The organism is Nocardia colli, assembly GCF_008704205.1.
In the GTDB taxonomy this organism is placed as follows: Bacteria; Actinomycetota; Actinomycetes; order Mycobacteriales; family Mycobacteriaceae; genus Nocardia; species Nocardia colli.
On sequence record NZ_VXLC01000045.1, the window covers coordinates 42699 to 58835 of the forward strand.

Sequence of the window (16137 nt, forward strand, 5' to 3'; positions counted from 1 at the left end):
GAGGGGATCTCATGCGGATCAAATCACTGCTGGTCGCCGGCTTCGCGGCGGGCGTCGCGCTCGCCGCAAGCGGTTGCGACTCGAACTCGGCACCCGGGCCGGCGCCCACCCGAACGCCGATACCTTCGGCGCAAACCGAACCGTCCACCCAGCCGGGGCGCACGAGTGAGCCCGGCGGCAGCGTGCCCGAGGCGACCGCCGCGCCCGACACCCCCGGTGTGCCCGACGCGCCTAGCGTGCCCACAACCAAAACCGTTGTCGCAGAGCCGAAGCCGCCCGCCGACACCGCGCCCCCGAAATGCGTGACCGCCCAGCTTCGCCTGGACAAGGGAATCGGCGGCCAGGTGGGCGGGACCTGGTTCCTGAGGTTCATCAACTCCAGCTCGCGAACCTGTGTCCTGCAAGGGTTCCCGGGCGTCTCGCAAACCAACGGCCCCACCGGCGATCCGGTAGGCGAGCCCGCCACCCGCGACCAGGGTCCGCAGGCGCCCCAGCCTGCCCCGGTCACGCTGGCACCCGGCGCGGCAGCGCAATTCGAGTTCATCTCTTACCCCAAGCAGATCAACGAGTGCGCCGCCCTGCGCACCAACACCCTGCGCGTCTACCCGCCCGACAACACCGAATCACTCTGGCTGCCTTGGGACAACCTGATCTGCCCGAGTCCGCAGCACATGCTCGTCGTCCGCGCGATCACCCCGCTGTAGGCACAGTTCCCGGTCCTTCCGCCGGCCGCGGGCCTGCTGCGCTCTGGACGAGCGCCGTCTCGACCACGGCCTGATGGAACTGCCACGCGTCGGCGACGATGTCGGCCAGGTCGGGGCGCTGGGGTTTCCAGCCGAGTTCACGGTGCGCCTTGTCGCTGGAGGCGATGGACACGGCGGGGTCACCGGGCCGGCGGCCTTCGATGCGGACGGGGAAGTCGACTCCGGTGACGGCACGCACCGTGTCGAGCACTTGGCGGTTCGAATGTCCTTGCCCGTTACCGAGATTGAAGATGTCGTGGCGGCCGGGCTCGACGGTATCGAGGGCGAGCAGGTGCGCGGCGGCGAGATCGGAGACGTGGATGTAGTCGCGGATGCAGGTGCCGTCGGGGGTCGGGTAGTCGGTGCCGAAGAGCGTGAAGGTGTCTCGTTGCCCGCCCGCCGCTTGGAGCAGGATCGGGATGAGGTGCGATTCCGGGTCGTGGCGCTCGCCCAGGTGGGCTCCGCTGGTCGCGCGGACGGCGCCGGCGGCGTTGAAGTAGCGCAGGGTGGCCGCGCCGAGCGTGGCCGAGGCTCCGCAGGCGCCGGTGATGAGCTGATCGACGGTGGCTTTGGTTGCGGCGTAAGGGTTTCGGGGCCGGACCTCGGCGGTCTCGTCGAACGCGGTGGCGCCGTCGCCGGTGTACATCGACCCGGTGCTCGAGAAGATCAGCCGCGGCACGCCGGCGGCCCGGATCGCGCGCAGCAGCGCGAGGGAGCCTTCGATGTTGTTGTGCCAGTACTTGTCCGGGTCGACCACCGATTCGGCGACCTCGATGCTGGCCGCGAAATGCAGCACCCCGTCGAACCGGGCGGCCGGAGTCAGGATGTCGGCGACCTGATGCACCGACATCTCGTGGAACCGCGCGCCGGGAGCCAAATTGGCGGCGAAGCCGGTGGAGAGGTTGTCGAGGATTTCGACCTCGTGGCCGGCCTCGACGAGCTGGTGGGCGACGACCGAGCCGATATATCCGGCCCCGCCGGTAACGAGCAGCTTCACAGTGGTCGAATCCTCCTTGGGCGGCAGTGCGGTTCGAACGACGGTGGTGGCGACGCTCATCGGTGCGTATTGCTTGTCAGCAATTCTCGTACCGAAGCGCGAGCGCCTGCTCAGCTGGGTTCCGATGGTAGTAGGTATGGCGATCGCAACCACTGACGGTGATCTGCACGCTCCGGTCGTAGGGCGGCTGGTTTCCGTTGTAGAGAGACCGAACGCCACTGCTACCTAGCGAGTCGGTGGACGATGTCGTCGCGAGGTACGCGATCGGCGTGCGGAGTTCGGCGAGGATCGGCAGATGCTTCTCGGCCAGGACCTTGGCATCGTCGAAATCCTCCGACCGGAGCTGCTCGGTTACGCCGGGTACGGTCGGAGAGCTCGAGGGGCGGGCGAATTCGGAAGACATCACCACATCGCGGGGCGGGTCATGATCCTCACCGAGCCGTTGCCAGGCGGAAAGCTCGGCTTCGGTCGGGTATCGGTGGTTCATCTGCAGCAGCCTCCGCGCCGGAGCCGAGTAGCCGATCTCCCATTTCGCGCTCCCGAGATCGGGGAACTCTCGGATCAGACGCCGATATGCCGCGCCGATGGCATCGAAGTCGTTCGTGCGCAACGGTTTCAGGGAGATAGCACCCGCACCGAAGGTTCCCTCGGAGATCAGGTCTCCCGGTCCGAGGAACATATCCGCGAAGTAGGCCCAGTTGTAGGTCCACGCCACCTGCGCTTCGGGAAAAGCACGAATCAGGGCGTGCCATTCGGCAGCGCGCGCCGCAGCGGTGGCGAATCCCTCGTTTCCGGCTTTGAAGGAATCATCGAGTCGGCGGAACTCGATATCCGTGCGCCACCGACGGAAGTCGGGTGCGGCAGCTATCCGGTCGCGGAAGCCCTCGATCACCGCTGCGGTCTGCTGGGCCGACGCTTCCTCGGTCAGCACGACAATCGCCGAGAAGTTCGCGGCGCTTTCGGTCGAAACCCGTTGAACTCCAGGCATTTGAGCGAGCGCCCGTTGGATGTCTCTGGATTCCCGGAACAGCGACGGCTTACCGGGCCCGTCGACCGCCAGGAGTGTCCCACCGCTGCACGAGGATACGAGCACTCCGGCCATCGCGAGCTTCGCCCACTTGAACTGCGGCCGCCCCAGGCGCGCCGCACGATCGATCAACACCGCGGTGACGACCAGCGTGCCGCTCACCCCGACGACGATCAACCCCGCCGAGAAGCCGAAGGACACCAACCCTTCTCGGCACTCATAGACATAGCAGGCCGGCGTGCGCAACACGACCACGGACACCAGCAGCCCGATCGTGGCAGCCATCGCATAAAGGCCCCAGGGCCCCCGCACCCTACGATCGCGCAGCCGGAACCCCTGGTTGAGCATGCGGCCAAAAGTATAGGAACGCACCAGTACTCGCACGCCCCCAGATATCGCTGAGTGCTTTCTAAATCTCGATCCGCGAGGGGTCGGGCAGCGTCTTCGGGCGTTCGTCGGTGTACCAGGTGTGCTCGATTGCGCTGAGTCTTCCGTCCTCGACCCACAGAATGACTTCGCCGATCGGTGCACCCTTGCGGTCGGTGACGCTTCCATCGATGAAGATTCCGCTTGTTGAATCGGAGGCAGCTGTCGCACCAGCGGGAACCCTCAGATCGACGCTCGGGGAACCCTCACCCCAAGTGCCGATGACCTGTGTAAACGGGACCTGCGCCAGATAGTCACCAGCACCGGCTTTGCCCGAGGCGGACAGCAGTTCGGTCACGACGCTCGTTTCGAGCTCCGTGAGCGGCCTCGGCTCTATCGGTGTAGTACTACTCATCGTCCTCTCCTCAGTTCTCGCATTACGAGCTTGTCCCAGGAATCGGATGCGGTCAGCAGATCATGAACGAATCGGCGGGGTTCCTCGCCACTCGTAAGGCCGGGCCGAAATCTCGGCCCGGCCTTACGGCGATGGTCCGCAACTGGTGATCGCCGGTCAGGCGGCTACCACAGAACGGGTAGGCGTTCCGGGATCCGTTTCATGAAGCGGGTGCGCCAGACGAGTTGGTCGATGGGCACGGCGAGGTCCAAGCCCGGTATGCGGTCCAGTAGCACTTCCAGGCCGATTTGGGCGTGGCGGCGGCCCAGTGCGGTGGCCGGGCAGAAGTGCTGACCGCCGCCGAAGGACAAATGCGCACTGGCGTTGGGGCGATTCAGATCGACCGTCTCGGGTTCGGGGAAGGCGGCGGGATCGAAATTGGCGCCTTCCACCAGCACCAGCACCAACTCTCCCTTGCCGATCCGGACGTCGCCGAGCTCGACGTCTTCGGTCGCCAGTCGTGGGAGCGCGTCGCCGATGGACAGGTTGATGCGCAGCAACTCTTCCACTCCGGCGGGTATCAACGCCGGGTCGGCCAGCAACTGGGCTTTCAGTTCCGGATGTTGAATGAGCGAAACTAGTGCCATGGTGAGGAAGCCGCCGGTGGAAATAACGCCCGCCCCGAACATGGTGACTCCGACGGTGGCCAGCATCTGTTCCGATACGTGCGAATATTCCGGATCGTCGCGCAATGCCGCCAATTCGGCCATCAGCCCCGAGGTGGCCGGGTCGTCGAGGCGCTCGACCATGTACGTGATGTCCCGATTCCAGTTGAGCTCGGCGGCTGCGATGGGCTCCGCGGAGTTCATGAACGCGATGTGCAGACTGCGCATCAACCTCGGCGCATCCGACTGCGGAATCCCGAGGATGTGACAGTGCAGTGCGGCCGCGAACGGGTCGGCGAAATCGTTACGCAGATCGGCGGGCGCACCCTCGGCGACGAGGGTGTCGACCAGACTCGTGGCCGTGGTTCGCAGAAACTCCTCCAGGCCAGGCGATTTCGGGTTCAGGGCCTTCATCACCGCCTTGCGCAAACCCGCACCGGTGATATTGCCCATGTTGTTGACCACTTCCGGCGGGATGGTGAGGGCGTACTGGCGTGGCACTCCAGGAGCGGAGGTGTCCTTCAACGAGAACCGGCGATCCTCCAGGACCTGCTTGCACAGGGCGTAGGAGCTCACCAGCCAAGCCGCGTCACCGGCGAGGGTGCGCACCTTGCGTACGGGTGTGGTTTCGCGAAGGACGTTGACCTCATGGGGAATTCGGTCGCCACGGGCGGAGAACGGGAACGCCGGCAGGATGTCGACGGTCGTCATGCGACGCCTCCTTCGATGGGCGTGACGATGGCGTGTCCCTGATTGCGGGACGCGCGAAGCCCGGATCCGCGCGCATACAGCAGTTCCGCCATGGGCAGCAGTTGGTGATAGCAGTTCAGCGACGACGGCACTCCGAGGATCGCGGGCGTGTCCAGGAACAGTGGGACCTCGGCGCGGATGTAGTCGAGGCACACCTCGTGCTGACGCGGGGTGGGTGCGACACCGTCCTGGGCTTTCGAGGACAGGAACCGCGCCACCAGTTCCGCGCACACCGCACGGAATTCCTCGTCCTCAGCCGATCGCCTGAGCAGATCCGCGTGCAGGGCCCGGTACGCGTCGTTGGACCGGAAGTCCGACATCGCTCGCGCGAACAGTCGCTGTCCCGCCGGATCCGCATCGTCAACGGCCGCAACGATTTTAGCGCGCACACCGCGCAGATTCTTGTCCGCCTTGCGCCGCGCCTCGATCTCGGAATATCCCATCGCCGAGAACATTTCGGCCACATACACGTCGGTGTAGACGATGTCGACTCGATCGAAGTGCGCCAGGCCCCACCGCGCGAGATCCCGGATTCGCTGAGCGGAAAAGTAGCTGTTTCCTGGCGACACACCGATGACGGCGTGGTCACCGTCGCGCTGGACGACCTGACAGTGCGGAGTGCATGGCTGAACCAGAAAGCCCTGCTGGACAATGGATTTCAGTGCTTGTGTTGCAGATCCAGGGAGCGTTGCCGACGTCACGATTGCGCGCCTTTCGCCGAAGGGTGATCTACCGAATTACCCGCTCATTCCCGCGCTGCCGAGGCAATGGTGCACGCCGTCGTACCCGGCCCCCTGCGACGCTCACGAGTCCACAAATCCTCGCGGCACCCACCGCACTTCGGCAACGGTGAGAGGTCCAATGCCCACAGCCTACTCGCGCGCCGAATTCTCATGATCGCACCGTTGCAAACCCGGCCGCCATCGTCTGCACAGGCGCCGCGGCGTCGCCGAAATCTCTTGCATCGTAGGCGATTACAGGTGCTCAGGACCTGCCGGACGTCCGCTTCGAACCGCGCACCCCCGCAACATCGCCGGACGTTCATAGGGGCGAGGCCCTGCGCTCGAATCACGCGCCGCGCGACATAGCCCACCCGCCCGGAGCGAAATCAGCAAGGGTTGGCCCGGTGCACGAGGTCGACGCACTGGTTCGAGCAGCGGAATCCGATCCGGACGCACCGACCGACCGTGCAGTAGTGGCCGAGAACAACCGTCGCCGGACACTCACTGCGCTCCACACGGGCCTTTTACTGAGTAACGGGCCAAGGGCCAGCAATCTGAACTCGGCCCTCTTCGAGCGCCGGCGCCGCAGGGCAACAACCGCCCGATGCCGCTCGGAACGGTCGAATCCGCACCGCCGTGCCCCTTGAACCTTGGTCATGGACGGGCACCGGCCGTCCGTTATGATGACGAAACCAGTGCGTACGAGGTCGGGTGGGGAGTTCTATAGGTGTGGCAATCAGCCCATAGCTGCCAGCGCCCGGGCGGCGCTGCGCCGACGCCCTGTTTCCGTGTTCCGTCGTAGAAGGACCAGCCGATGGCAGACCCCAGCGAATTCGACCGCCTGACCAAGGCCGCCAAGGACAACTACATCCGGCTGGAACCGCAGGCCGCACAGGACTGCGCCAAGATGTGCAGTCAGATGATCACCGAGCTCGACAAGGCGATCAACGACGCCGATCACCTCGCCACCGTCCAGGGCTTCGGCACGAACCTCCCGAACGCGACGGACCTCGCCAAGCGCTACAACGACCGCGCGAACAATGGCGACTCCTCGCTGAAGTACGCGCTGACGAAGCACCGCGAGGTCGTCAACGACATGTTGGAGACCTTCATCTCGGCCGGCCGTGCGTATCTGCAGAACGAACACGCCACCACCGCTGCGATTTCCACATACGATTCGGCAGTGGACGCTTTCCGGCCGAAGAAGCCGTAAGGTTCCAGCTGTCCATGGAGGTAGCCAATGGGTGACTCGCCACCGCCGAGTAAGCCGAAGTCGTACAACCTGAACGAGTTCAAGCCGAAAGACGGGAACGTACCCGCGAGTACCGTGCTGGGCACGGACGACAAGGTCGGGACCGAGACCGGCGAGATCGCCTGGGAGACCTACGGCAAGGACCTGGAAACCCTTGTCGCCTATCGTGACTCGATCAACTCCACATCGGTGCGCGGGATGGCGACGAATTGGCGCAATCACGGCAACGCGCTGCAAGCACTCGCCGGCAAATTCTCCAACGAGGTGAAGTCGAAGATCCACGATTCGTGGGATTCCGGCGGCGGCCGCAGCGCGTCGGCGGCGGTCCAGCGCTACGCCGATCAACTCTCGACCCTCCCCACGGTGATCAACGCGGTCGCGCACAGTCTGGACTACTCGGCGGAGGTCCTGGACAACACGCGAAACAACATTCCGGACGCCAAGGGCAACCTGATCAACGGGCAGTCGATCATCAAGACCTCGGGCGACTACGAGACCGATCAGACGCGCGCGCAGATGAAGCAGTTGCTCACCCAGCGCGCCAACGACGTCATGAACCAGATCTTCGTTCCCGGCGGGAAATCCGCGGACGGGTCCATGCCGACCTTCCCGCTCCCCCAACCGGTGACGACCGGTCTGCCGGACCCCCGGTCGCCGCACCAGACTCCAGGGCCGCCCGGACCTCCTGGGCCGCCCGGACCCCCTGGCCTGCAGAAGAGCGCGCTCCAAGATCAGCAGAAGCTCCAGGCGCAGGCGGAAAAGCAGCGCCAAGACGCCGAAGCGCAGCGCAAAGCCCTGGAAGAACAGATGGCGAAGGCGCGCGCGGACCAGGAGCTGCGCGCCCAGCAACAGCAGAAGCAGGCCCAGCAACAGGCAGCCCAGCAGGCCGCACAGCAAGCGGGCCAGCAGGCCGCGCAGATGGCGCAGCAGATCGGCCAGCAGCTCTCGCAGGCCGCCCAGCAGGTCGGATCGCAACTGGCCAGTGCGGCACAGCAGGCCGCACAGCAGGCGAGCCTGGCCGGCATCCCCGGCATCCCGAGCCTGAAGGACCTGGAAGAGCAGGCGAAGAAGGCGATGGGTACCGCCGGGTCCAAGGGCGCGGGCCCCGGTCCCGGCGGCGCACCGAAAACCACTGGCGTCAACCAGAATCTGGACAAGGCGTCCAAGCTGTTCCCGCGGGCCGAGGCGACGGCGAACGGCGCCGCGACCGGCGCGCGTGCCGGTCTCGCGTCGAACGCGGGAATGGGCATGGGCCCCGGCCCCGGTCCCGGCGCCCAGGGTCAGCAGAAGGAGCACAAGCGAGCCGACTACCTCGATTCGACCGAGCACATCGAGGAGGCGATCGGTGATGCCCCGGTGACGTCGAAGCCGGTCGTCGAGCGGTGAGCGTTCACCGGGGGCGGCTGACGTCGCTCGAGCTCGTCGTGCTGTGGGAGCTGATGTCGGATGACACCCTGCCGTTTCCGCTGACGCACTGGCCGACTCACCAGTACGAGAGCGACTACTACCAGGCGAAGCGGGAAACCGCGGAACGACTGCTGGCGATTCTTCCGGAGGACGCACAACAGTTGTGGGAGGCCGTCGTCAAGCCCGACATCGTCATCTGGGCGGCGGGTGAGGCGCCCGACGACGAGACGGACATGTCGGCGGTGACGCGCGTGGTCGGACTGCGGCGCGAAAGCTTCGCAGTGGTGTTGGCCCAGGAGCCCGGCGAGACCGCCGAGCGCGGTGGTGACATCAATGTCTACGAGACCGACGTCCCTGGACTGGCGAAGGCCGTGCTCGACCAATTGCCGAAGGTCGGACCCGGGAGGCGGGGCGAAATCCCGATCCTCTCGGAGAAGCCGGATGGCATGGACTACAGCTACGGCTCCTCGCAGGTGCTCGAGGGGGACGAGTCGCCGGAGCAGCGATCCGACCACTGGCGCAACGCGAGAGCGACCCAATTCGGCGAGCTGAAGGTCGAGCCGGGCAGCGGGGTGCACTGGATCCAGGACCGCCGTGGCTATCTCCTGCGCTGGCGCGACCTCGCCGACGACGGCCGCTACGTCATCGAGCCCAAGCCGAATCCGGTCGCGATACCGGTGGACGGCAACGCGTTCGAGGCGCTGGTCAACCAGCGGGTCGTCGAACTGGTCCGACGGATCCGGGAGAACCGGCCCACTGAACGCGAATTCCGCGTCGTCTGACCATGCTGGACGAGATAGCCTGTGACACACTCGATTTCGTCCTCGAGACGCAGTTCTACGAGCACCGCCTGCCGGGCCTCGGCGCGGTCGTCGAAGTGGGCGATCAGCGGTGGGAGCTCGCGCTCGGCGTCTCGGACCTGACCACCGGCGAACCGTTCCGGCTCGGCGACCACTATCGCATCGGATGCCTCACGAAGTCGTTCACCGCGACGGCCGTTCTCCAGCAGATCGACCGGGGGCGACTCGGTTTCGACGACCCTCTCGAACCGTTCGTCCCGGGGATCCCGAACGGTGAGCGCATCACGATCAGGCAGCTGCTCAATATGTCCTCCGGTGTGGCCAACTTCGTCGGCCTGCCGGACTGGCTGCCGACGCGCGACGAGCTGTCCTTCGACACCCCCGACGCGGACTGGCCGCAAGCGCGCAAGGTCGATCTGATGCGAAGCGGGCCTGCGGTTTTCGAGCCGGGGGCAAAGGCCGACTACTGCGACAGCAACTACATTCTGCTCGGCCTCGTGCTCGAGCGGGTGACCGGAGAACGCGCCGCCGACGTGCTCAACGACGATGTCGTCGCCGCGCTGCCCGGCTTGGTCAGCACCGAATTCCCTTCGGTCGCAAAGCTTCCCGAGCCGCACCCGACGATCTACACCCGCATGCCCGACGGCACGCTGCGCGAGCTCGGCGACATGAACCCCCATGTCCTGTGGACGACCGGTGGGATGATCTCCACGGTCGACGACCTGCTGGTCTGGGTGCGCGAGCTGGCCGACGGCACGCTGCTGTCCACGGAGTCGCAGCGGGCGCGATTGACGCCGATACACCTGGACCGGCGGCGGGCCTTCCATCGATACGGGCTCGGGGTGCAGCGCCTCGGCGCGCTGCTCGGCCACAACAGCGTCATGCCCGGTTCGTCGTGCGCGGTGTACCGCTATCCCGCCGAGGACGCGTCGATCGCGGTCGTCACCAACATGTCGGCGAACGTGGACGCGATCAGTATGGAGATCGCGCTCGAGCTGATGCGGGCGCTGTATCCGAGATTCGTCGATGGCTGAGCCGGTCCGCGCGGCCGCCGACCCGATCGCCATTGTCGGCATCGGGTGCCGATATCCGGGCGGTATCGCCTCGGCGGCCGATCTCTGGCGCTTCGCGGCCGCCGGCCGCAGTGCCACGTCGGAATTCCCGGCCGATCGCGGCTGGGACCGGAGCAGATTCCCGGCCTCGCTCAATTCCCGGCACGGGAACTTTCTCGACGCGGCGGACGCGTTCGATGCGGGGTTGTTCGGCCTCAGCCCGAGCGAGGCGTTGGCGATGGAGCCACAGCAGCGACTGCTGCTCGAAACATCGTGGGAAGCCTTGGAGCGCAGCGGTATCGATCCGCTGTCGCTGGCCGGTTCCGAAACCGGGGTCTATTTCGGCGTCGCCGCACTGGACTACGGCGGTCGGCTCGCCGCCGAGGGCATGGGTTTGGCGGGCCACCTGACCACGGGCACCGCGCCGGCCGTCGCGTCCGGACGGGTCGCGTACACACTCGGGCTGTCCGGCCCGGCGATCAGCGTGGACACGGCATGTTCCTCCTCGCTCGTCGCGATACACCTTGCGGCCCAGGGATTGCGGACCGGCGACTGCACGCTCGCGCTGGCCGGCGGTGCGACGGTGCTGAGCTCGCCGAGTGCCATCATCGAGCTCGCCGATCTCGGCGCGCTCGCCGAAGACGGCCGGTGCAAGCCGTTCTCGGCCGCGGCGGACGGCTTCGGGATCGGCGAAGGCGTGGGCGTCCTGGTCCTGGAACGGCTCTCCGACGCCCGGCGCCACGATCATCCGGTGCTCGCGTTGCTGCGCGGATCGGCGATCAATCAGGACGGCGCGTCGAACGGACTGACGGTACCGAGTGGCCCCGCGCAGGAACGGGTCATCCGCAAGGCGCTCGCCGACGCCGGACTCACGCCCGCCGACATCGACGTCGTGGAGGCGCACGGCACCGGAACGACGGTCGGCGACCCGATCGAGGCGGCCGCGCTGATCGCGACGTATGGCGAAACGCACACGGCCGCAACGCCGTTGCTGGTCGGGTCGGTGAAGTCGAACATCGGTCACACGCAGACCGCGGCGGGCGTCGCCGGGGTGATCAAGATGGTCGAGGCCATGCGGCACGGGACGATTCCGCCGACGCTGCATGTCGATCGGCCGACCAGTGCGGTCGACTGGTCGGCCGGCGCGGTACGGGTCGTCGCCGACCCGACCGAGTGGCCGGCGCACTCCCCTGTTCGTCGCGCGGGTGTCTCGGCGTTCGGCATCAGCGGCACCAACGCGCATGTGATCCTCGAACAGGCGCCGACCGGACCGACTACCGCGATGCGGCGCCGACCGCCCGTCGTGGTTCCGCTCGCGCTGTCGGCGAAAACGGGACAGGCGTTGGCGGAGCACGCTTCCCGGCTGCTGACGGTGCTGGACCAGGAGCCGGTGGATCTCGCGTGGTCGCTGGCCACCGGTCGGGCGAGGCTCGACTGCGGGGCCGTAGTCGTCGGCGCGGACAGCGACGAACTGCGCGCGGGCCTGACCGCGATCGCCGAGGGCCGGGCCGCCGACAACGTCGTCACCACCGGCAGGCCGGGCGGGAACACCGTGTTCGTGTTCCCCGGCCAAGGATCGCAGTGGGTGGGGATGGCGATCGAATTGCTGGACACCGCACCGGCATTCGCCGAGCACATCGACGAATGCGCCGCCGTGTTCGCCGACCTGGTGGACTGGTCGCTACTCGACGTGCTGCGGCACCGGCCGGGTGCGCCCGGCCTCGATCGAGTCGATGTGGTGCAGCCGGTGCTGTTCGCCGTCATGACCTCGCTGGCCCGCCTGTGGCGCTCGATCGGCGTCGAACCGGCCGCGGTCGTCGGTCATTCGCAGGGCGAGATCGCGGCCGCCTACGTCGCCGGGGTGCTGTCGCTGGCCGACGCCGCACGGGTCGTCGTCGTCCGCAGCCGCGCGCTCATCGCCATCGCGGGGCGCGGCGCCATGGTGTCGATCCCGCAGCCGGTCGACGAGGTCGGCATTCTGCTCGAAAAATGGTCCGGCCGACTGAGCGTCGCGGCGTTCAACGGACCGCGGGCGACCGTGGTGTCCGGCGACGCCGCCGCGATCACGGAACTGATCGAGCACAGTGCGGCCAACGACCTTCGCGTCAAACGGATTCCGGTGAACTACGCGGCACACTCGGCCCAGGTCGACGCGATCAGCGCCGAATTGCGCTCGGCCCTCGCCGGGATCGAGACCGCCGCCGCGGAACAGGTGACGGTGCCGTTCTTCTCGACGGTCACCGGCGGCCCGCTCGAGCCGACCGTGATCGACGCCGGGTACTGGTTCGAAAACCTCAGGCAGCCGGTGCGATTCGAGGCGGCGGTGCGCGCCGCCTACGAGCACGGGTACCGCAGCTTCGTCGAGGTGAGCCCGCACCCGGTGCTGACCGTCGGTATCGAGGAAACGCTCGACACCGGCGACGTGACGGTGATCGAGACCGTGCGGCGCGACCAGGGCGGCATGCGCCGCTTCCTGCTTTCCGCGGTGCATGCGGTCTCCTCCTGGCGGACCTATCTCGAAGCGCTGCAACCACAACGAGTCGACCTGCCGGTATATCCGTTTCAGCACAACCGATTCTGGCTCGCGCCCGACGAGGGCGGAGCCGGGGCGGTGCACCCGTTCATCGATGCGATAGTCGAACACCCGGAGTCGGGCGAAGTGACCTTCGCCGGTGAGGCGTCCGTCGACCGCCAGCCCTGGCTCGCCGACCACGCCGTCGCCGGAACGGTCCTGTTCCCGGGTGTCGCGATGGCCGAGCTCGTCCTGGCGGCCGGTGCGCGGGTCGGCTGCCCACGGCTTTCCGAGCTGGTACTGCACACGCCGCTCGTCGTCTCCGACACCGATGCGGTGCAGCTGCAAACGATCATCGGCCAGCCCGAATCCTCGGGCAGGCGACCGGTCCGGTGCTATACGCGCACCGACGATTCGGCGCGGTGGACGCTGCACGCCGCCGGCGCGGTGTCCCCCCGCCCACGCTCGGCTTCGCCGACCGCCGTCCCGGCCTGGCCACCGAAGGACGCGACGCCGGTCGACATCGCCGAGTTCTACGAACGATGCGCGGCCCGCGGCTACGAATACGGCCCGGCGTTTCGCGGGCTTCGTGCCGCGTGGGTGCGGGATGCGGAGTTCTTCGCCGACGTCGTGGTGCCGCTCCCCTCCGGCACGGCGGGCTTCGGCCTCCATCCGGCCCTGCTCGATGCCGCGTTGCACATGCTGATCGAGCCGTTCGCCGCGCGCGAAACCGGCAGGGTGACAGTGCCGTTCGCCTGGGAGGGCGTCGAGCTGTACGCGGTCGGCGCGACCGCGCTGCGGGCGCACGTGGCGATGCAGGCCGACGATCGCGCCACGGTGACGCTGTTCGACACCGCCGGGTCCGTGGTCGCCGCGATCGATACGCTCGAATTCCGGTCGATCGGTCGACGGCAGTTGGCGGGTGCGCCGGTGTATGGCATCGACTGGGTTCCGGTGCTGATCCCGGAATCCCGCTCGGAACGAATCAGCCAGTCTCCCAATATATTGCGATGCCGGGCGACGCCGGTGACCGACGGCGATCTCCCCCGGGCGGTGCACACGCGACTGGCCGCGGTGCTCGAGCAGATCCAGCGGTGGCTGGCCCGTGACGACGACAGCCCGCTCGTCGTCGTCACCTGCCGGGCGGTCGCGGTGCACAGCGGCGAGGACGTGGAAGATCTCGTGCACGCACCGGTGTGGGGGCTGCTGCGGGCGGCGCAGAACGAGCACCCGGGACGAATCGCGCTCGTGGATGTCGACGATTGGGTACACCGCCGCGCGGCGATATCGGCGGCGCTGGCCGGCGATGAACCACAGCTCGCCTACCGGCGCGGAAACATCTACGCGCCCAGGCTCGTTCGCGCCCGCGTCGACATGGTCGACGAACCCGAGTTGCTCGATGCCGGGCCCTGGCAGTTGCGGACCGCCGGCACCGGAACGCTACAGTCGGCCAACCTGCGCTTGGAGTCGCTTGCCGAACCGGAGCGGCCGTTGCGGGACGGTGAGGTCCGGATAGCGGTCCGTGCCTGCGGGCTGAACTTCCGCGACGTCGTCATCGCGCTAGGCATGTACGACGAGTCCCGCGCCGACGTGCACGCCGAAATCGGCGCCGACGGAGCCGGTGTCGTGGTCGAGGTCGCCCACGACGTCACGGCGCTCGTGCCGGGAGACCGGGTGATGGGACTGCTGGGTCCGATCGCGTCGACCGCGATCGCCGATCACCGGTTGGTGGTGCCGATTCCGGCGGGCATGTCGTTCGCCGAAGCCGCCGGCACGCCCGCGGTGTTCCTCACCGCCTACCTCGCCCTGCGTGACCTGACGCGATTGGAGCCCGGCGAGCGGTTGCTGGTACACGCGGCGACCGGCGGTGTCGGCCTCGCCACGATCGCGCTGGCCCGGCATTGGGGCGCGGAACTGTTCGTCACGGCGAGCCCCGGCAAGCAGCTCGAGCTGCGGGCGCTCGGATTCGACGACGACCACATCGGCGACTCGCGCACGCTCGAGTTCGAGCAGACGTTCCTCGCGACCACCGCCGGCGCCGGTGTGGACGTCGTACTCGACTCGCTCGCAGGTGATTTCGTCGATGCGTCACTGCGATTGCTCCCCCGCGGCGGCCGGTTCATCGAGCTGGGTAAGACCGACCTCCGCGACGCGGCCGCCGTTGCGGCGGCCCACCCCGGCGTGGCATACCAGGCCTTCGACGTGCTCGACGTCGGTGCCGAGCGGATCCAGCAGGCGCTGGCCGACATTGCGGCGATGTTCGAATCCGGTGTATTGCGGCCGTTGCCGGTCGGCCGCTGGGACATCCGTCGTGCGCCGGAAGCACTGCGCTTCCTCGGTCACGCGCGACACGTCGGCAAGCTGGCGCTCATGATCCCGGCCGAACAACGGCAGGCCGGCACTGTTCTGATCACCGGCGGCACCGGCGCCATCGGCGCGCTGCTCGCGCGGCATCTCGTGACCCGCCACGGCGTCCGAAACCTGGTGCTGCTCAGCCGCCGTGGCATCGAGGCGCCCGGTGCGGCCCGACTGCACCGCGAGCTGAGCGCGCTCGGCGCGGCCGTTCGGATCGTGGCATGCGATGTGGCGCAGCGTGATTCGTTGCGGGCAGCGATCGCGCACATCGACCCGCCGTTGACCGGCGTGATCCACGCCGCCGGCGTCCTCGACGACGCGGTGATCGATACGATGACTCCGCAGCAACTCGACACGGCGCTCCGGCCGAAGATCGACGCCGCCTGGAATCTGCACGAGGCGACCTCCGGATCCGAGCTGTCGATGTTCGTCCTGTGCTCCTCGATCGCGGGCGTCATCGGCCCGGCCGGCCAGGCGAACTATGCCGCGGCCAACACGTTCCTCGACGCGCTCGCCGCGCACCGATCCCAGCTCGGCCTGCCCGCCGTCTCGCTCGGCTTCGGCTTCTGGGCCGATGCCACCGGCATGACCGGGCATCTGCGCGAGCAGGATCGGACTCGCGTGACACGAGGCGGGCTCGTCGCGATGTCATCAGCCGAGGCCCTGGACCTGTTCGACGAGGCGATCGAGCTCGGCCGCCCCTGCACCCTGCCCGCCCGGCTGAACATCGCCGCCATGCAGTCGGGCGAGATCCTTCCCGCGCTGGCCCGCGGCCTGGTGCGAGCAGCGCCGAAGACAGGCGTCGCACCCGGCGCGCCCACTCTCGGCCGCCTCGCCGGACTCGACCCCACCCAACGACGCGAGCAGATACTCGCGCTCGTCCGATCCACTGCGGCCGCGGTACTCGGCTACGACGGCCCCGCCGCCATCGGCATCGACCAGTCCTTCAAGGACCTGGGCTTCGACTCCCTCGGTGCCGTCGAGTTCCGCAATCGCCTGCGCGCCGCCCTGGGCATCTCCATGCCGACCACGATCGTGTTCGAATACCCCACTGCCACAACGCTGACCGATCATCTCTACGCAGCATTGGAGTGA

11 protein-coding genes are annotated in these 16137 nt (G+C 67.6%); 6 read left to right on the forward strand and 5 right to left on the reverse strand.

Annotated elements, in window-relative coordinates; all coding sequences use genetic code 11:
- Positions 1–11: 11 nt before the first annotated feature.
- Positions 12–704, forward strand: coding sequence for a DUF4232 domain-containing protein (locus F3087_RS43765; protein ID WP_191094442.1), 693 nt, complete (start codon positions 12–14; stop codon positions 702–704).
- Here the strand turns inward: F3087_RS43765 and galE are convergent.
- From galE to F3087_RS43790, 5 genes are all read right to left on the reverse strand, one after another.
- Positions 691–1740, reverse strand: a complete 1050-nt coding sequence (galE, locus tag F3087_RS43770) for a UDP-glucose 4-epimerase GalE (RefSeq protein ID WP_150408107.1) — start codon at positions 1738–1740, stop codon at positions 691–693. The two genes, F3087_RS43765 and galE, sit on opposite strands and share 14 nt — an antisense overlap.
- Before the next feature lie 76 nt (positions 1741–1816).
- Positions 1817–3052 (reverse strand): hypothetical protein, encoded by a 1236-nt coding sequence (locus F3087_RS43775; RefSeq protein ID WP_150408108.1) that lies wholly within the window; start codon positions 3050–3052, stop codon positions 1817–1819.
- 124 nt (positions 3053–3176) lie between these two features.
- On the reverse strand, positions 3177–3491 hold the full coding sequence (locus F3087_RS43780) for a hypothetical protein (RefSeq protein ID WP_223885803.1): 315 nt from the start codon (positions 3489–3491) through the stop codon (positions 3177–3179).
- Between the two features lie 221 nt (positions 3492–3712).
- Positions 3713–4903, reverse strand: coding sequence for a cytochrome P450 (locus F3087_RS43785; protein WP_150408110.1), 1191 nt, complete (start codon positions 4901–4903; stop codon positions 3713–3715).
- Positions 4900–5643 carry a tRNA-dependent cyclodipeptide synthase gene (locus tag F3087_RS43790; RefSeq protein ID WP_223885804.1) on the reverse strand — a complete coding sequence of 248 codons (744 nt, stop codon included), beginning with the start codon at positions 5641–5643 and terminating at the stop codon, positions 4900–4902. The genes F3087_RS43785 and F3087_RS43790 overlap by 4 nt, the downstream gene beginning before the upstream one ends.
- Positions 5644–6478: 835 nt before the next feature.
- On the opposite strand from F3087_RS43790, the gene F3087_RS43795 reads away from it, so the two are divergent.
- Genes F3087_RS43795 through F3087_RS43815 form a run of 5 tightly spaced genes read left to right on the forward strand, consistent with a single transcriptional unit; the run spans position 6479 to position 16137 of the window.
- Complete coding sequence (locus tag F3087_RS43795; protein ID WP_150408112.1) at positions 6479–6877, forward strand: hypothetical protein; 399 nt, start codon at positions 6479–6481, stop codon at positions 6875–6877.
- Positions 6878–6904: 27 nt separating this feature from the next.
- Entirely contained in the window at positions 6905–8302 is a 1398-nt protein-coding gene (locus tag F3087_RS43800) for a hypothetical protein (protein WP_150408113.1), read from the forward strand.
- The gene (locus tag F3087_RS43805; RefSeq protein WP_150408114.1) at positions 8299–9105 is read left to right on the forward strand and encodes an ESX secretion-associated protein EspG; all 807 of its coding nucleotides are present in this window, start codon (positions 8299–8301) and stop codon (positions 9103–9105) included. Before F3087_RS43800 ends, F3087_RS43805 begins: the two co-directional genes overlap by 4 nt.
- Positions 9106–9107: 2 nt before the next feature.
- Complete coding sequence (locus F3087_RS43810) at positions 9108–10157, forward strand: serine hydrolase domain-containing protein (RefSeq protein WP_150408115.1); 1050 nt, start codon at positions 9108–9110, stop codon at positions 10155–10157.
- Entirely contained in the window at positions 10150–16137 is a 5988-nt protein-coding gene (locus F3087_RS43815) for a type I polyketide synthase (RefSeq protein ID WP_150408116.1), read from the forward strand. The genes F3087_RS43810 and F3087_RS43815 overlap by 8 nt, the downstream gene beginning before the upstream one ends.